Raw genomic sequence first — 17,709 nt, forward strand, 5'->3', positions numbered from 1 at the left:
CAACGCTTGGAGTGACGCTTGACCACCTCAACCCCCGCACCTCAGACGAGCGAATTCCCGATCGACCACAGCCCGCCGGTCGGCACCTCCCAGGCGCCGGTGCCGCTATTCGGGCCAGAATTCGCGGCTGACCAACATGGTGCGTACCGGGAAATGCGGCAGCGTTTCGGGTCTCTGGTCCCGGTGGACATCGGGGTGGCGGCCACCCTGATCACCGAATACCGAGATGCACTGGCGATCCTGACCCGCGAGGAGCGGTATCCGACCGATCCGACGGCTTGGGCGCAGCAGGTGCCTCCTGAGTGCCCTGCTTTGCCGAGCCTGGGCCCGCGGCCGGACGCACTACACACCTCGGGTGGCACACACTCCCTGTACCGGCTCGCCATCAGCGAAACTCTCTCCCTCGTCGACCAATTCGCTCTAGAGAACACGGTCAAACGCGTCGCGGTCTTGTTGATTAACCGCTTCTGTGAGCGCGATTCGGCGGATCTGCTGGGCGAGTTCGCGCGCCCGCTGGTTGTCGACGTGGTTCATGGGGTGCTGGGGCTTTCACCGGAGGCAGGGCAGCACGCATTGAACGCGATATTGACGCTGCGAGCTACTGATCCGGCGTCGGTGAAACAGGGCAACCGAATGCTGGAAGAGGCGATGAGCGACACCGTCGTGGACAAGAGGGCCGCCCCAGGCATGGATGTCACGTCGTGGCTGCTGCAGCATCGGTCCGGGCTATCGGTCGACGAGGTCATTCACCAATTGGCGATGCTGTACCGGTTCACCGAGCCGACGTGGAACCTGATCGCCAATGCTGTGCTGCTGGCGGTGACCGACGAACCGTTCGGCGAGGATGCTCTTGGGGGCGCACTGTCGCCGCAGGAAGCAATCGAGGAAGTGCTTTACAGTGATCCGCCGCTGGCGATCGCGTTCGCGCGTTTCCCGCGGCAGATGCAGATCCTCGACGGCGGCGGCACAGTGCACGAGCACGAACCGGTGCTGGTCGGCCTGGCGGCCTGTAACAGCGATCCCGCCGCCGTGGGCGAGGACCGCACGGGCAACCGCGGGAATCGTGCGCACTTGTCTTTCGGTGCGGGAGCGCAGAAGTGCCCAGCGGAATCGATGGCGACGCTCATCGCGCGTGAGGCCCTTGCTCAGTTGTGGGACGCGTTGCCCGATATCGAGCTGGCTGTGCCCGTCGACCGAGTGGAACGGGTGGCGAACCCCTTCCTCAGCGCCTTGGTCGCACTACCGGTCAGGTTCCGTCCGTCCCCCCAACTCCCGCTCCCATAGGAGACCACACTCGTGCAGCAGCACACCCTCCCGGCGCCCGGCAAAGCCACAGGGACCCCGATCGAAGCGCTTGGGCCTCGAATCAGCATCTACACCCCCGAATTCGCCGCCGATCCACACCGCGCCTACAAGCAGATGCGCGAGAACTACGGTGCGCTGGTGCCGGTGGAGCTCGCACCCGGGCTGGCCGCGACGTTGGTGATCGACTACCGCACCGCGATCAACATTCTCACCGATCCCGTGCACTTCTCCGCTGATCCCCGCGAGTGGCAGAAGACGTTGCACGACCGCACGTGGCCGATCCTGGCGATGCTCGAGTGGCGGCCGAACGCGTTGCGCAGCAACGGCGAAGAACACTTGCGCTTCCGCCGGGCGACCCACGACGCCCTTGCCGGAATCAATCAATACGGGCTGCGCGCCTTGGTGGAGCGCACCGCGGTCGGCCAAGTCAATACGTTCTGCCGGTCGGGGTCGGCTGATCTGCTCAGTCGATACTGCCTGCCGGTGGTGTTCGCAGTGGTCACCCAGATCATCGGGTGCACACCCCAGCTCGGGGAACGGCTCGCCGCTGCCAGCGCGGCGCTGTTCGACGGACAGGACAACGCTGAGGAACTGTTCGACTCGGCCCTGCGTGAACTGACCTGGCTCAAGCGCACCAATCCCGGCGACGACGTCACCACGCGGCTGGTGCGGCATCGGGCCGAATTGAGCGATGACGAGATGGTCCAGCAACTGCTGACGATCATTTCGGCCGCGATCGAGGTGCCGCAGAACTGGATCGCCAACACCCTGCTGCTGATGCTGACCGATCGCCTCCGATTCATCGCGGGCATCAACCGTGGCCTGCCGCCCTCGACGAGTGCCGCACTCGCCGAGGTGTTGTTCACTAACCCGCCGATGGCCAACTACTGCCTCACCTATCCGGTCCAGCCCATCCTCGCCAGCGGGGTGTGGTTGCCTGCGCATCAGCCGGTGATCACCAGCGTGACCGCGTGCAACAGCGGCCCCGAGGTCAACACCGGCCAGTACACCGGCAACGACTCACACCTGGGCTTCGGCGCGGGCCCACACGCTTGCCCGAAACCGGCCCGAATCGTGGCTGAGCTGATGGCGGAGACAGCTATCGACCAACTGCTCGACTTCCTTCCAGAAATGCGCCTCGCCATACCCGCCGAAGAACTCGAGTGGCGGCCCGGCCCGCTCCATCGCGCGTTATCCACACTGCCGGTCATCTTTCCGCCCTCACCTCCCCAACACATTCTGTAAGGCCAACGATGATCGACGTACTGCGCCCGCCAGCCCTCGACCGCGACGACAAAGAAGTCCGGCACCGTTTCCTCGACACCTACTGGCGCCCCTTCATCGACCACCACCGCGGCAACCGAACACTGCCCCGGCTGCAGCTGCAGGCTCTCGATGCCGACCCACACTTCTACCGGGAGTTCTTCGACCAGCAGTTGGCCGGCGCGCGCCGGGCATGGAATCCGGAGCAGGCGGTGGCGTTGACGCTGTGTGACGTCATCGACACACCCCTCGGGCAGTTCGACCACCGGTGGTGGCCCCACCCGGGTCAGACCATGGCGGGGGCGGTCCGTACCGGCGGTACCGTGGCGCACCACAACGAACGGTGGCGCGGCGACTGGAACGCACTGGCCGGGGTGTGCGAATCCTGGCTTCCTGAAGAGGCTTTCGCTTTCCTCGGTGCCATCACCCGCCATCGCCTATTCCATTGCGACGCGGTCACCGCTCTCCACGCCGTCGGCCTCTTGCCCTGATCACAGACTGGGCGGCACGACGTTTCGGCCTACCGGTGACATTCCCTGGATCCGAAACCAAACGAAAGATATTGCAACCCAACATGATTCGGCGAATCGCTGCGGCTACAGCCGACGGCGCGTCGCCTGGCGAGAAGGCGAGCACCAGCATGACCATCGATCTCACCACCAGCGCACGCGCCCACGTCAGCAGCGAACCTGTCGAGGCGTTGCGGACCGCGCTGTTCGGCCCGGACACCATGCAACGGGCACGGGTCCACGACGCGGTAACGGCCATGGAGGACCTCCCGGTGTCGGGCCTGACCTATGCCGAGCACGCAGCATGGGGGCCGGTCCTGCTGCGGTCGGCGATCAAGGGGCTCGGCGTGCCTGTGCGAGCACTCGCTGCCGACCCCCAGCTGCGGGGTGTGTTCTGCGATAAGTCCGCCGTCAGCGCGACCCACGTGTTGCCGCTGCTGACCGGGGATATCGACTTGGTGGCACAAGCGATTTTGACGCTGGGGACCGGCACCCCGTATCAGCAGCAGTGCCTGGCCGATCTCGACACTGTTGACGCGGTGGGGGTGTTGTGTTTGACCGAACTGGGCGGCACCAACGGCGCCGACCACCGCGGGGCCGCGGTCTGGGATCCCGCGTCGCAGGGGTTTTGGCTGCGCACCCCCGACATTCGCGCGTCGTACTCGATGCCGAATGTCGCCGACCCCGAGGTGCCGAACATCGTCGTGGTCATCGCCCGCCTGTTCGTGCACGGTGGTGATGAGGGGGTCTTTGCGTTCCTGCTGCGCCTGCGGACCGCCGACGGCTTGGCTGAGGGGGTGGACGTCAAGTCGTTGCCGGACAAGTGCTTTTCGCCGATGGCTCACGCGATCATCCGGTTCCGCAATTGCTGGGTACCGAAAGACGCACTGCTCGCTGGGAATTGGGCCCGCATCACCGAGGACGGTCGATTCGAATGCGACCTGGCTGACCTACGTGAACGCTTCCATCGCACTATCAGCGCACTGGGAGACGGTCGGCTCGATTTGGCGAATGCGTCTGTTGCCAGCGCTCGCGCCGCCCTGCACGGCGTACACAATTTCGCCCGCCAACGCCGACCCGGGGCAACCGTGATGGCCGACCGTGACGCGGTACAAGACAACCTCGCGACCGGGCTGGCTGCGGTCTACTGCGCCAGCATCCTGGGCCGGCATCTGCGCGACATGCGCGCTGCGACCACCAACAGCGACGCCGTGATGGGGTTGTGGTCGATGCTCGCCAAGACCGCGATGACGCAGCTCGCGGAGCGGGTTCTGCTGATGTGTCGGATGCGCACCGCGTCGCACGGCGCGACGGTGCTGAGCCGCTTGGGCGCTTGGCATGAGAATATTTTCAGCTCGTTGATCGCGGAGGGGGAGACACAAGTCCTGCAGATCAAAGCAGGAAAGGCGTTACTGGCTGGCGCCACCCCGCAGTTGCCGGGCACACCGGCCGACCTGCCCTGGTCTGTCGAACTCCTCATCCGGCGGGAGCGGGCCATCGCCGAGGGCCTGCGCCGCGGTGACCTCACGGCGGCCGGGCCGGTCATGGGCCCGGGTACGGCGGCCATCGCACTGGCGGTCGCCGCCGGGGACCGGGCAATGGCTATCGCCCCGATCATCGCCGCAGCCACAACCACCGACCCCCTCGCGAAACACCTCCTCATCACCGTAGGTGAGGTCTTCGCGCTCGGCCTCGTCTACTACCTGCACAGCGGCTGGTACAACACCCACCCGGTCGAGGGCTGGAGCGAGCAGAGCACTTCGATCGAGGATGAACTCGCAACTCGCCAGCGCATCCTCATCGCTCACATACCGGACCTATGCGCCGCCTTGGACGTCCCCGACCTGCCCGGCTCACCGCTGAGCGGCGAGAACTACCTCGCGCCCTACGAGCAGCTCACCGGCTGGACCCCCGACAGTTTCATCACAAGCACAACACCGTGACCGCCGTCAGTCCGTGGCTGGCTGCACGTGCCTTGTTGTCGGCGGGCGGGATTCGACGAGTACTGAGGAGATCGGCAGATCATGCCGCTGGATGTGTTCCTGATCGTTCTGGTCGGCGTCGCGATGACCGCTGTGGTAATTGTCGATTGCAGGTGGGTACATCCCCGCCGCCGGCAGGATGGTCCCCGCGGTGCCGACTTGAGACCGTGGTGGGACTGGGACGAGGCTTCTGCTGGTGCGGTCATCTGGCCGTTCAATTTGTCGCACCGTGAACCGGACGAGCCGTTCACCGTCGAGCAAGCCCACCGCGCGATGCAGTGGCATCGGCAGTGCCGCGCGGACTCCTGTCCATGCAAGCGGACAGCATTTCAGGCGCTGGTGGCGGCTGGTCGGGTCGTGCCCGACTTGCGGGCGGACAGATATGCGCGATGACCGGCGAGAACACCTCGCACTGCGAGTACTCCGATGGTGGGCGGGACTGTCCTTGGTCTGGGCGTTGACATCGTGCGGTGAGTCGCTGGACCGCTATCCGCTGCGTGGCGGTTCCTTCACGGCGAAGTCGCGAGCGTAGAAGTTCGGAACCTGTTGGGAAGCATCGCAAGTCGTTGAGATCGAACTGATTGGAAAGTTGGGTTATGTATTTCTATGGTGACGCGCGTGGTCTGCTGGCGGGGGTGGGTTTGCCCGGTGGTGACCCGGATCTCGGGCTCGATGATTCGCCGCGAACGTTTCCCGATGGCGGCCGGTGGCGGATCGAGGTCCCCACGGTGAACTCCGCGGTCGCCGCGGAATCCTTGCTGTCACAGGCAGCCGATCGCGGTGTGCGGATCAACCGGATCACCGAAACCAAGGGGATGTGTCGGCATCCCGCCGATGAGATCCGGCGATACGTCGAGCTGGGGCGCCGACATGGCGTCGAGGTGTTGATGTCGGTGGGACCGCGCGCCACGACCGACACCAGCGCGACGGCGAGAACGGTGGAGGGAGCGCGGATCGGCTATCGGCTCCGCGGCGGTGAACAGCTGGTGCGCGCGGTGGAAGATGTCCTTCGCGGAGTGGAACTCGGGGTGCGTGGCATCGTCGTGTATGACGAAGGGCTGCTGTCCACACTCGACGCGCTGCGTCAACGCGGCGAGCTGCCGCCGGAGCTGCACATCAAGGTGTCCGCACATTGCGGGCACGGCAACCCGGCCTCGGTGCGGTTGCTGGAGTCGTTGGGCGCCAACAGCATCAACCCGGTGCGGGATCTGAGCTTGTCGATGCTTGCCGCCTTGCGGCAGACGGTGTCGGTCCCGCTGGATGTTCACATCGACAACCCGTCGTCCTCGGGGAACTTCATCCGCACCTACGAGGCGCCGGACTTCGCGCGGATTCTGTCGCCGGTGCATCTGAAGACTGGCAATAGCGTGCTGCCGGGGCATGGGGTGAGCCCGACCGCGCAGCAGATCGGTGACATGGTCGATCAGATCGCGATCGTGGTCGAGTGGCTGGCCCGGCACTATCCACTGGCGCGGCAATCGGGCATCGATGCCGCGGTGAAGGCGGTCTGAGCATGTGCCGGATCCATGGCTATCTGGGTGGTGCGCCGGTCGAACAGGCTGCGTTGACCGCTGTCGCGCAGGCGCAGCGTCACGGCGGTCCGGACGCGCAAACCATGCATGTGGGGGCGGGCTGGGCGTTGGGAAGCAATCGCCTCGCGGTGCAGGGCGTCGATCACGGCAGGCAGCCGTATCGGTTCGGCCCGGGCCTGATGTGCGTATTCAATGGCGAGATCTACAACCACGTCGCGCTGCGCGGGCAGCTGGCCGGCGACGGGTTCCGGTTCGAGGGCACCTGTGACGGTGATGTCGTTCTTCCGCTGTATGAGCGTTACGGCAACGAGTTCGTGGCGCACTTGGAGGGGATGTTCGCGATCGCGATCGTGGACAGCCGCCGGGGTGAGCCGATCCTGAAGTTGTTCAATGATCACGCGGGCATGAAGAGCCTGCACTACTACGTCAGCGGCGGCAGGCTCTGTTTCGCCTCCGAACTGCAGGCGCTGTCGAGGTTCCCGGACTTCCCCACGCAACTGGACCGATTAGCGGTCGACCGCTACTTCGGCGGAAAAGCCGTGTGGGGGCCGGAGACGATCTTTTCTCAAGTCCGTACCATGCCACCCGGCAGCATTGTCGAATTCGGCTCTGATGCGCGCCTGGTCGAAACCTCGTTCGCGATGACCACAGCGCCGTTCACACCTGACGCCGACCCGGCGGAGACCCTCGAAGGATTGTTGCGGGCGGAAATGCGGAAGATGCTGGCCGCGGACGTCCCGGTGTGCGCGATCACCAGCGGCGGCTTGGATTCGAGTCTGCTCACCGCAGTCGCCACCGAACTCGCAGGACAGGTCGACACATTCAACGTCGCCTACCGCGGCGAATGGCCTGCCGACGAACGGCATTTCGCGGCGCAGGTCGCCGCGCACTGCGGTACACGCCATCATCAAGTCGAGTTGGATCCACGTGAATTCCCTGCCCTGATAGATGAATTCGTGGCGCATCTGGACCAACCCAACAACGCCCCGCACAGCCTGTCGACGTTCGGGTTGTTCAAGGCGGTGCATGAGGCGGGGTTCAAGGTCGCGATCACTGGTGACGGCGCTGACGAGCTGTTCGCCGGATACCGCAGGTACCTCACCGCAGCCGCCGACACCCGCCCCGGATGGCATCGCCGGTACCAAACCACCCTGGCCATCGCCCCCGTCTCGGTGCTCGCCGGCCTCTACAGCGACGCCTTCCGCAACGAAATCCTGTCTGGTGGCGGGTATTTCAGCGATCTGGTTGGTGACGAGGTGGCCGCAGACCGAGACTTCGGAGAAAGGGGCGTGCTCGAGACACTGCTGCACTTCGATTGCGTTCGGCGGTTTCCCGAATATATTCTGCGTCGCCTCGACAACCTGAGCATGGCGTGGGCGGTCGAGGCGCGGGTTCCGTTCCTGCAACCACGCATCATGGCCTTCGCCAGCCAGTTGCCGGCACGAGCGAAGACTGCTGGAGGTACGGGTAAGGCCCCTGTGGCGGCCGTCGCACGCGGGAGGCTTCCGGCCTGCATCGTCGACCGCGACAAGCAGCCGTTCACTCTGCCGATCACCGCGATGATGCGACCCGGCCAGCCGCTCTACGACATGGTCGGTGACATCGTCCTACCAGTCGAGCGCAGCGGGAACCTGTTCAATGCGGTGGAAGTGAAGTCGCTGTTCGCGCGACAGACCGCGCGGCCCGCGAATCAGACCGCACAGTTGCTGTGGTCGATTTTGATCTTGGAGCGATGGCTGGCGGTTCGGGGTTTGCAACTGTGACAGGAGTCGGGGCAATGGTGATGGGTGCGAGGTGCGGCCGGTGACTGGCATTGTCGACACGATCGAGAAGATGGCACCGGTCGCGCTGATCTTCGGGGCGGGCGTCGTGTTCGCCCGCCGCAAGATCATCGACTCATCGACATCGAAGGCGTTCTCCGAGTTCGCTTTTCGATTCGCCATCCCCGCCTACCTACTGGGCAGCCTGTACTCGAGCAACCTGAGCCAGGTTTTCAACGTTACCGCGATCGGTGCCTACGCCGCGACGGCTCTGCTTGCCATGGTTGTCGTCGCGATCGTGGCGCGATCGGTAACCGGGTCCAGCACCCGAGGAACCGCACTGAGGATCATGAGCGCCTGCCAGGTGAACACCGCATACTTCGCCATCCCCGTGTTCATCCTGCTCTTCGGCGACGCCTCGCCCATCTTCCCCGTGATTCTCCTGCAGGTCTGTGTGCTGACCGTGGTGGTGATCGCGATCATGGAATCCGCTGGTAGCCACAACGATGTCGGCGTTTCCACGCCGGTCAAGGTGCGGCGCGGCATGTTGGCGGCGCTGACCACCCCGGTGGTACTCGCCTGCTACGCGGGCATCGCCACCAACGTAGCGAACGTGCCGGTGCCCGGTTGGACGCTGGATGCGTTGTCGATGGCCGGTGCAGCAGCATCCCCAGTTGCGTTGTTCGCATTGGGGTTGCACCTCGGCGGCGCTGGCCTGCGATTTCACGGCACGACCAACGACGAGTACTGGCTGATCGGCTTCAAATGCGTGCTCTTCCCGCTGTTGACCCTCGCAATGAGCCGGTACATGTTCGGCCTGACCGGTCAGTGGCTGAGTTACGTGGTACTGATCGCGGCCATGCCCGCACCGCAGAATCTGTTCATCTTCGCTCAGCAATACGACACCGAGGTGGAACTCGCCGCCTCCGTCGTTGTCAAGACATCCATTGCCGCACTGCTGTTGCTGCCGATATGGGCAGTGGCCGCACGATGACCGCGCCTGAAGGGAACATGGACGACATCAGATTCGAGACCTCGAGCTGCTGCATTCATCCGACCGTTCAGGAATCGTCTGACCTGCCAATCAGAACCACATCGGGTGATCCAGCAAGCTCCAGCGACACCGGCGTGCTGAAATCTGAAGAGCCGCAATCCTTCTTCAGCCCATGGCTGACCAAAGTTGGATTGCCTTTTACCGATGCGCTCCTCATCGACGACCGGACCGACAACTGCGCAGCATTCGAGCTACAGGCTGGTGTCGCCGTCGAGTGGAGCCAGTAGCTGCACGTGCGATCATTTACCAAGACCGCAGCTGGTAGATCACGCCGTCACAGACTCGATCACTGGAAGCCACAGCACTGCATGGTGTTTAAGCTCTGATGTGTGTTGGTGGGTGAGTCTCCAATGTTCGAGACCGGGTCGACGGCGAGTTGGGAGATGCTGAGCCGACCGGTGGAGCGTAGCGGTTTGCCGTCCAGCAGCCCGTCCATCGCGGCCAGCAGTTTCTTGCGGACGGGGTCTGTTTAGCGCCACACCCGCGGGACCCAAGTAGGTCAGCGATGTACGTTCTGGCCCTTGAGCCGGCTCGACGGCATCGCGATCAATTCCTCGCCGACGACCATCTGCAGCGAGGCAACTGCGGCATTGAATTGTGCGACCGCGATTTTCATTCGCACATCGTCCGGTTCTCGTTGCGAATAAGGAAGGACTGTTCCCTTCATCAGCCGCACCAATCGTGTGTGCGACGTGTCCGCCGTTTTTGTCGTGTAAGTCCACACGCCTTCTGCCGTATCGGAGAGCCGGTAGCCCGCATCCCGCGACCAGGTCAGCGGTTCGCCGTTGGCCAGAGCTGACTCTTCGCGAATCTCGATCAGCCCGTCACGTACCTGGCTCATCGACAGTCCCGAAACATCCGCGAGGCGCTTGGCGGACAAGCCATTCGGCCGTGCCGCGATCAGCGCAGTGCGTACCTTTTCGCCCTTGATGTGACGGGGGACCCCGCGTGCCATCTCACTCACCTCTCAGGAGTCGAGCAAGCGCATCGTCCATGCCGACGTTACCGGTATCCACGGCGCTCTCGATCCAGTCCGCCGTCGCGCGGACGCGGGCGGTGTTGGCGTGTACACGCTCGCGCTCGTCATCGCTGAAGTCCTGGCCACGCAGTCCAGGAACGATGCGGGCTATCGTGGCAACGTACTGCTGGCAGGCGCCAACCAGATCGACATATTCGGCGGAGTGTTCGATTCGCCGTACAGCTGGAGTCTTTGCTCGAGCCAGCTCCATCGCTGCTTTCGATCGGTCGATCTGAGCGGCGTTGACAGCATGGCGTGCGGTGTTGTCGGCCATCGCCTCGTAGGCGACATTCGGGCGCCGCAGGAAGTCGGTAATGACTCGGGTAGCCACGGTGTCATCTCTGGCGAGGTCGTGGATTCGGTCCACACGCTCTTGCTCCGATGCCGGATGCGGGGGCCGCCACCCCACCCGTCGGTAGGCATCGTCCTCGTTCCAGCGGTATTCGCCCGTCCGTTTCACCTTCGGCGGGTCGGTAATGACCTTGTATCGTTCCTCGGGGTCGTCGGGTGCGCCGATTCCGGCGAAAATTCCATGGATATAGTGCGGCACTTCCATTACTCGGTACTTCATCGGCCATCGCGACGAAATCCAGCGGTAGTGCCTCAATGTCTCCCTGGGCACACCAATATCGTCTGCGTACATCTGAAGGCCCCACCCGACCGTTGAGGTTTCATCTCCAGGGGCGACGCGCCCGCCAGGGCGAGTGTTCATGGGCTCGATCTCGAGGGCGTTGTCGCCGAGCTTGAACTGGCCGTGCGTGTTCTGGGCGACGATTTCGCGGCCTTCCTTCACGAGCCGGTCGTAGCGCTTCTTCGTGACAGCGCCGATCTTGGCAGTCATCGGACATCTCCTTCACGCCCGGCGGGTGGCCGTCCTCGTGCCAGATGTCGCCGAACAGGCCCGTGCGTGTCGGTTAGAGAACGGATCGGGGGCGTCGAAATCGATTCTGCGCCTCTGCCGGATGAGTTGACAAGCCAATCAATTGCCCATTTTAGCAGGTCATGTCACATTTTTTCGCCATCGAGAATCCGTTCCGTGCATCCGTCACGGTGACGGATGCACGGAACGGCTAGAACGCCATGCGCGGGTGCGACACCGATGTGAGCAGTAGATGGCGTCGCCACGGTGGTCCACACCGACCACCCACGAACTCCCACATTCGGGGCAGCGCCGGCGGGCATCGTCATCTCGCAGGGCCAGAACACGATCTCGCCCCTGCCTGCACCATCGCCAGTGCCGTGAGCGGCACGCATCCGAGCAGAATTTCGCATCCGATCGCAACCCAGCAGGCATCGGCACGCCGCAGCCCGGACAGAATCCGCGGGTTCGATACGGCCGCTCTACATTCTTGCCCTCCTGAGAACAAGGCATATCAACGATGCTACGAGCAGCGTTGCCAAACGCCCGCTGTCTTGAGTCAAGATCTTGGCAGGATCTGGCTGACCACACGGTTGATGCGACGGCTGGCGAGATCATATGAGAGCGCTCGGTAATGCCGAGTTCCGGATAGGTCGGCGCGGACTGGTGCAGCCCCCACCGCGTGGGTAACAGAAGGGCCGGACTCAGCTCACGGCGTCCGGCGACGCCGAACGCCTTCCCATTAGTTCGATGTACCTATCGGTCATGCCGTACATGAGATCCCACGCGACCTGTATCCCCTGGAGCAGATCCTCACCTTGTGGGTTCCAGATAGACAACTGGCGACCCTCGTCGGTCGTCGCCTCGACCACCGACATGCGCGCGGCCCAACTCAACCCGTGGGCGTGGGCGCTCATGGTCCGCCATCGGAGCACGATCTCACTCTTGGCGCCGAAGTCGGCGTAGTACGCGTGCGGTGCGACGAGAGCAGCGGCAGCGCCGATGATCTCGGTGTCGGTTGGCTTCTCCTTGATGTGCTTCTTTATCGTCTCTGCGGTCGGGCTGTCGCCTACCCCGATGCGGACAGCGTCAGCCACGATCGCGTCGAGTTGGGCATTCAACTGTTCGATCGTGCTAAGCGCGGAGTCTCGGCGCGCGTTGTAGTGCTGGTTCTCCGGCGTGGCATCCCGCTCGGCGTGATTGTTGACGAGTTCACGGGCGGCGGTTCGGTTGTTCTTGGCCTCGTGGTACGCCACGCAGAGCGTCCGGGATTGCCGTTCCTTCTCCGTCTCGGCAGCGAGAATCCACCCGCCGAGTCCAGCGGCAGTGATCGCCGACCGAACAAGGGTGAAGGTCGAGAACGCCGAGATCTGACGAGCGCGCAGCACACCCCTGGCAGCCATTTGCAGGTGGTCGAGCGCGTTCAACCCGATGACGGGGATGGTTGCCACGGTCGTCTGCGTGGTCAGCACCTTGAAATCGGACTCCAGTGCGCTGCCCGGCATAGGGTGGCCCGCATCGCAGTAGACGTCCGCCAGCTCCTCGATTTTGGGAACTAGAGCCTCCAAGCGTTCTCGGGTTTCGTCGTCCAGTTCGACCAATTCCGTAACTGTCGTCCTCTGAGTCATGCCGCCGAGCCTAAGCACCCACCCTGACAACGCCGCCGCTCGGCGACCATCACGACCGCAACCCCTGACCGGGTGGGGCTACGGCCCCTTCCCCTGGTCTGGAAACCGTCGTCCAAGCCTCACCGAACGGCCGCCGCACCGGGTCAGGCCAGCGTCGATGGATGTGACCCGCCGAATATGCACAGACCCTCCGCCGATCCTTGACCGGGGAGCCGGTAAAGGTTCGGCAGGGCTTCTACCAGCAGAGATATATTCTCGGCCTACTTCTTCCCAGACGCTAATCCGCTGCGGAACTCGACCGGGGTCCGATCAAATACCTGCACGTCAAACGCACTGTTCATCCTCGACACACGTTCCGGAGCCGAATAACCTCTGCGCCGCACCCACGGCTCCAACCACCGCCTGCCCGCCATCCGCTCCACAGGGGCTGGCTCTAGCGGGCTCAAGTGCGCGCTCATGCCGATTATGTGATGTTGGTATCGGCGTTGGGGTGTGGAAATTGCCGCCCCCAAAAGGATTCGATAACGGCGTTGTCGTAGCAGCCGCCGATCGACCTCATCGAGGGCGCCAGCCCAGACTTACAGGCCCGGCCGATGAAGGCCCAGGAGGTGGATTGGACTCCGTGGGCAGGATCATGTAGCCGAATGTGGCTTTGCAGCCTGCGAGTCTCGCACCGGTTTCGTTGGCAACTTGGATGTAGGCCGGAATCGCGGCCCCGCCACTCGGGGTACTCACTGGTACACCGTCAGATTGGGACAAGGCTGTCGAGGCAGATTCATCACAGGCTCTGGTCGTAGTTTCCGCGGCGAACGCCATACACCTTGCCTTTGAACACGGCCGGCCACCGGCTACAATAGTGTTTGTGGATATTTTAGGAAATGAAAGGAGAGAATAATGACGAAGATTTCGGAAAAGGTGCATGAACTTAAAGACCATGCAGAGAGTACTGAGAAGAAGATAGCGGCGGCTCAGAAAGAAACCGAGAAGAAAATGGATGCCGCAATCGACTCCGCCAAAGCGGAAGCAAAAGTCAGGCAGGATACATTCAAGGCGAATGTCGCAGCGAGGAAGGCTGCCGCAGCTTCCGAATGGGAAACACTCCAGGCGGAGCACAACAAGCGGGTCGAGAAAATCAAGAACACTATTGCGGCCAAGAAAGACACTCACAACCTGAATGTTGCAAATCGTCGAGCCGATGACGCGGAGGGCTATGCCTCGGCGTCGATCGACTATGCCTTGATGGCAATTGACGACGCTGAGATCGCCACCCTGGAAGCCATTGACGCGCGGGCTTACGCGGAATCGTTGACCTAGTGTCGCGCACCGGGAATTCGTCAAGTAAGTTGTAGGCTCAATATCGGATGTTTTGCGTCGCAGCACATATCGTCCGTCGACCGCGCGCCCAGCGGCATGAGCGGATGGCGAAGTCGGCGCCGAAGACGAATTAGGAGAGTCCGATCTCCTCCCGTCGCCGCTGGATTTCCTCGGCGGCGGCCGCCGGGTCATCCGGAAGTACGGGTCAGTGCGTCGGCCGCGCGAAGCGCAGCAGGGTCGATGTCGGGGGCGCCCTGTGCGGCGCGACAGTGTCACCGATAACCGGGACGGCGAGCGCGAGCTCGACGTCCGGGAGAGCGCGGAAATCGGCTGCCAGCCGCGCGGCTTCGCCCCGAGGGTGATCCCCCAGCACGCGCAGGCGGTCGCAGCCCAGCTCGCGGACGATGCGGCGACCACGCCGGAGCACCTGGCCGCCCGCTTTGCGCACAGCCTTGCCGAGCGGCCCTTGTTCTGCGACCTATTGGCCCATGTTCCGGTGAGCCTCGAGCGTGGCGTGCAACCCGACATCGTCCGCGAGTTCACGATCTCGGCCCTGGACGCGGTCGACCGAATTGTTGCGGCCGTGCAGGATTCGGGCGCACTGCACCAGGTCGCCGGCATCCGAGACCTGATCGCCGTCGAATAGCGACGGGCAGTGACACCTTCCGGTGGGCAAATGTTCGCAAGGCGCTCCTGCTCTCACGCCTGTGCGGCTCCGACAGACGCTGGCCTGGTGCCCACTAACGTCCTCATCTGCCGCCTATCGCGCGTCCGGCGAACGTCCTCTTCTGCCGATGAGTGTGTATCGAACTCTTCGTCGGTTAGTCCGTGTAACAGGGTTGCCAGCAGCGAAGAATATACGGAACTGCCTGCAACACAATGTGGAGATGCGGGTGGCCGGTCTCGTGTTCTTCCTGGCACAACTCGCCTGGCTCGACTGGAGGAGAGCGCCCGGGCAGTCGACTGGGGTAGCTGGACACCGAGCAGGGCGCCGTCGTTGGGCATTCCAGGGAGGGCGGCAGTATGCGGTCCGCACCATTCCGCAAAGTCCGCTCCCACCACCGCAGTGCCCTGCGGTTCTACTGTGACTACCACAGGGGATCACCGTGGATCGTGTTCGCGCTGCTGGTGGCGGCCGGACCGAAAGTTCGTGGTTTGGCGGCGTTGACGCTCTTGCGTTGAATGTGGTTGCGGCTCAGGCCAACAGCTCGATGCTCATGCGTCGGCGGCTCCGAATGCTGAGCGGTGTTGCCGCACAAAGTTTCGGAAGGTCAGCGGGGGGCGGCCGCTGGCCGCTGCGAGGGCCGAGGGGTCGATGTCCTTGCGCAAGATCGTGGTGTTGTCCTCGCACATCTTTGTCTGGGTGGTGATGTGCTGGATCATGGCGTGGTTGGGCAGGCCCCCGGAGTGGGCCAGCAGCTGGCGGCTCCAATCGTTCGCGGTGATGTACTGATAGCGGACTTCGCGCCCGGTTTCCTCGCTGATGATGTCGGCGATCTGATGCTGGGAGAGCAGCTCATGGCCCGGCGGGTAGATGATTGGGGCGTTGGCGTGGTGTTGCGGGTCGAGCAGGGCGGTCGCGCACAGATCGCCGGCGTCGGCGGCGCTCACTGCCCGGCAGCGCGCATCGCATCACACGATGGAGTCGGCTGGCCGTCCGTTCGGGACACTGGTTCGACCCAGCCTGCTTGTACCTCGTCGAGCAGGATCGGCGCAGCGACGCTGCACGAGTGCAGCGAAACCACGGTCACGCACTTGATCACCAACCGCTTCTGCCGCATATCGCCATGGGCCGCATGGGATTCGCAGTGGAGTTCATCAACCACGCCGATCACGACGGCGGCGGCGCGGGCTTCGGGGAGAGTTTCTCCGCATCGCCGCCTGTCGGGGTCGCGCGCCAATCGACCCGTGTCGATCACCCTTGCGATGCGTGTCGCCGGATGACGTCGTAGACGCGCTCGGGGTCCTCGATCTGGGGGTAATGGCCCAAATTCGGCAGGCGGGTCACCACAGCGTGCGGGCGAAGGCGCAGTATCGCCTGGAGCACGGCCTCGGTGCAGATGGGGTCCAGCTCGGCCCAACCCAGCTCCAGCCGACCGGGCCAGGTGCGTAATGCGTTGTGCCAGCGGTCGGAGGTCGGTGGAGTAACGCGTTCGTGGTTGTAGTAGATCAGCTTGTCCAGCATGCGGTGACCATCGTTGCAGGCCAGCAGCGACCACTGGTCTGCCGCTTCCTCGACGCCGAGCGGGTGCGCCCGGGAGAAGATGCCCCTGAACGAACGACGGTAGGACGACTCGGTGGTTAGCCGACTGACAAGCGGCCCGAACCGGCTCAGCAGGAGTTTCTGTCCCCGCAGCAGGCTGGCCCGCTCCCGGACCAGGCTCGCGTTGAACAGCAGCGCCGACTTCAGTGTGAACGACAATGTGCCGTCGATGTCGCGTGCGATGATCTCGGTCGCGACCGAGCTGCCCATATCGTGGGACACCATAACGACCGGCTCGCCCGCGAACCGTTGCGCCAAATCCTCGGCAATGTCGGCCTGTATTCGGAGCGAGTACTGCTCATCCCGCGGTTTGTCCGACAGTCCGTAGCCGAGGAAATCGAACACAACCAGTGGATGCCCGTCGATCAGGTCGAAGGCGTCTCGCCAGTCGTAGGAACTCGACGGATATCCGTGCAGGAACAGCAGCGGCGGTAGATCCGCGGCTCCCGCGCGCTCGCGTAGGAAGATCTTGTGGCCTCCGACCTGCTCGAACGTGCCCGATCGCTGCCAGGCCGCGACCCGTGGGGTCAGGTTCGTCATCTCCACCCTCCGTGGGGTCCAGTGGTTGCTTGTATCCCGCGTGAATTCCAACCGTGCCGGTGTAGCCTGTCGGCGCCGTCGAGCAGCAGATCGAGGGCGAATTCGAACTCAAATTGCTCGTCGCAGCCCTAGCCGACGCCGGAGACGCCGCCGGTCGCGGCCGTTGCGATTTCCAGGATATGCGGGTAGCGCCGGCCGAATTCGGCCACCATCGCCTGTAGTGCCTGCGCGTCGGGGGCGGAGTGTCATCGTTTCCCGATTCGCGCCTCGCGGATCGTCGTCCGTCGTCCGGATCCTGTCCGCGATCGCGGGAAGATCCGGGGCGATGAGCGCCGCCAGGGCCAGCATGTCCTCCCGTATTGATCCGGCCGTCCCGATGCCCAGGTACCGCCGCTAGATCGCTACCCAGCGCTTGTCGCCCACCCGATGTCCTTCGTCCAGCAACTCACTGACCGAACAGGTCTTATACCCGACCCCGCCGACATGTCCGATCCGCCGAAGCCCGGAGCCACACTGCCCTATTCGGCCTTCGCCCATGAACCCCTGCACATTCCATCGAGCCCACCGTAATCGCCGAGCGCTCTGTAATGCCGCGACCCGAGCAAGTTCGGGTGGTGTTCCGTGCATCGTGGAGCATGGGTACTTCTTCGGATATCGACGTCGCCTTCGCCGGTGACGACCT

Annotated in this window: 17 protein-coding genes; 11 read left to right on the forward strand and 6 right to left on the reverse strand. The window is 63.8% G+C overall.

Annotated elements, in window-relative coordinates; translation table 11 throughout:
* Positions 1-18: 18 nt before the first annotated feature.
* From AB0L63_RS19445 to AB0L63_RS19485, 9 genes are all read left to right on the forward strand, one after another.
* Entirely contained in the window at positions 19-1,284 is a 1,266-nt protein-coding gene (locus AB0L63_RS19445) for a cytochrome P450 (protein WP_364502418.1), read from the forward strand.
* 12 nt (positions 1,285-1,296) lie between these two features.
* Complete coding sequence (locus AB0L63_RS19450; RefSeq protein ID WP_364502421.1) at positions 1,297-2,550, forward strand: cytochrome P450; 1,254 nt, start codon at positions 1,297-1,299, stop codon at positions 2,548-2,550.
* A gap of 8 nt (positions 2,551-2,558) precedes the next feature.
* Positions 2,559-3,059 (forward strand): hypothetical protein, encoded by a 501-nt coding sequence (locus AB0L63_RS19455; protein ID WP_364502423.1) that lies wholly within the window; start codon positions 2,559-2,561, stop codon positions 3,057-3,059.
* A gap of 149 nt (positions 3,060-3,208) precedes the next feature.
* Complete coding sequence (locus AB0L63_RS19460) at positions 3,209-5,020, forward strand: acyl-CoA dehydrogenase family protein (protein ID WP_364502426.1); 1,812 nt, start codon at positions 3,209-3,211, stop codon at positions 5,018-5,020.
* An 81-nt stretch (positions 5,021-5,101) separates the two neighbouring features.
* The gene (locus AB0L63_RS19465; protein ID WP_364502428.1) at positions 5,102-5,452 is read left to right on the forward strand and encodes a hypothetical protein; all 351 of its coding nucleotides are present in this window, start codon (positions 5,102-5,104) and stop codon (positions 5,450-5,452) included.
* Between the two features lie 203 nt (positions 5,453-5,655).
* Positions 5,656-6,570, forward strand: a complete 915-nt coding sequence (locus tag AB0L63_RS19470; RefSeq protein WP_364502431.1) for a U32 family peptidase — start codon at positions 5,656-5,658, stop codon at positions 6,568-6,570.
* A gap of 2 nt (positions 6,571-6,572) precedes the next feature.
* The gene (gene asnB / locus AB0L63_RS19475; RefSeq protein ID WP_364502434.1) at positions 6,573-8,354 is read left to right on the forward strand and encodes an asparagine synthase (glutamine-hydrolyzing); all 1,782 of its coding nucleotides are present in this window, start codon (positions 6,573-6,575) and stop codon (positions 8,352-8,354) included.
* A gap of 40 nt (positions 8,355-8,394) precedes the next feature.
* A complete protein-coding gene (locus tag AB0L63_RS19480) occupies positions 8,395-9,345 on the forward strand; it encodes an AEC family transporter (protein ID WP_364502437.1) in 951 nt (316 codons plus the stop codon).
* The gene (locus AB0L63_RS19485; RefSeq protein ID WP_364502439.1) at positions 9,342-9,632 is read left to right on the forward strand and encodes a hypothetical protein; all 291 of its coding nucleotides are present in this window, start codon (positions 9,342-9,344) and stop codon (positions 9,630-9,632) included. The genes AB0L63_RS19480 and AB0L63_RS19485 overlap by 4 nt, the downstream gene beginning before the upstream one ends.
* A 272-nt stretch (positions 9,633-9,904) precedes the next feature.
* Here the strand turns inward: AB0L63_RS19485 and AB0L63_RS19490 are convergent, their stop codons facing one another.
* From AB0L63_RS19490 to AB0L63_RS19500, 3 genes are all read right to left on the reverse strand, one after another.
* Positions 9,905-10,360, reverse strand: coding sequence for a hypothetical protein (locus AB0L63_RS19490; RefSeq protein WP_364502442.1), 456 nt, complete (start codon positions 10,358-10,360; stop codon positions 9,905-9,907).
* A 1-nt stretch (position 10,361) separates the two neighbouring features.
* Complete coding sequence (locus AB0L63_RS19495) at positions 10,362-11,264, reverse strand: DUF6192 family protein (RefSeq protein ID WP_364502445.1); 903 nt, start codon at positions 11,262-11,264, stop codon at positions 10,362-10,364.
* Between the two features lie 722 nt (positions 11,265-11,986).
* The gene (locus AB0L63_RS19500; protein ID WP_364502447.1) at positions 11,987-12,910 is read right to left on the reverse strand and encodes a hypothetical protein; all 924 of its coding nucleotides are present in this window, start codon (positions 12,908-12,910) and stop codon (positions 11,987-11,989) included.
* Between the two features lie 894 nt (positions 12,911-13,804).
* On the opposite strand from AB0L63_RS19500, the gene AB0L63_RS19505 reads away from it, so the two are divergent.
* The gene (locus AB0L63_RS19505; protein ID WP_364502449.1) at positions 13,805-14,224 is read left to right on the forward strand and encodes a hypothetical protein; all 420 of its coding nucleotides are present in this window, start codon (positions 13,805-13,807) and stop codon (positions 14,222-14,224) included.
* A 256-nt stretch (positions 14,225-14,480) separates the two neighbouring features.
* On the forward strand, positions 14,481-14,870 hold the full coding sequence (locus AB0L63_RS19510) for a hypothetical protein (RefSeq protein WP_364502451.1): 390 nt from the start codon (positions 14,481-14,483) through the stop codon (positions 14,868-14,870).
* A gap of 569 nt (positions 14,871-15,439) precedes the next feature.
* On the opposite strand, the gene AB0L63_RS19515 is transcribed toward AB0L63_RS19510, so the two are convergent.
* Genes AB0L63_RS19515 through AB0L63_RS19525 form a run of 3 tightly spaced genes read right to left on the reverse strand, consistent with a single transcriptional unit; the run spans position 15,440 to position 17,027 of the window.
* The gene (locus AB0L63_RS19515) at positions 15,440-15,835 is read right to left on the reverse strand and encodes an NmrA family NAD(P)-binding protein (RefSeq protein WP_364502453.1); all 396 of its coding nucleotides are present in this window, start codon (positions 15,833-15,835) and stop codon (positions 15,440-15,442) included.
* Positions 15,832-16,125: a hypothetical protein gene (locus AB0L63_RS19520; RefSeq protein WP_364502456.1), complete on the reverse strand. Its 294-nt coding sequence runs from the start codon at positions 16,123-16,125 to the stop codon at positions 15,832-15,834. Before AB0L63_RS19520 ends, AB0L63_RS19515 begins: the two co-directional genes overlap by 4 nt.
* A 14-nt stretch (positions 16,126-16,139) precedes the next feature.
* Positions 16,140-17,027 carry an alpha/beta hydrolase gene (locus AB0L63_RS19525; protein WP_364502459.1) on the reverse strand — a complete coding sequence of 296 codons (888 nt, stop codon included), beginning with the start codon at positions 17,025-17,027 and terminating at the stop codon, positions 16,140-16,142.
* Positions 17,028-17,709 lie beyond the last annotated feature (682 nt).

Source organism: Nocardia sp. NPDC051990, assembly GCF_040680755.1.
In the GTDB taxonomy this organism is placed as follows: domain Bacteria; phylum Actinomycetota; class Actinomycetes; order Mycobacteriales; family Mycobacteriaceae; genus Nocardia.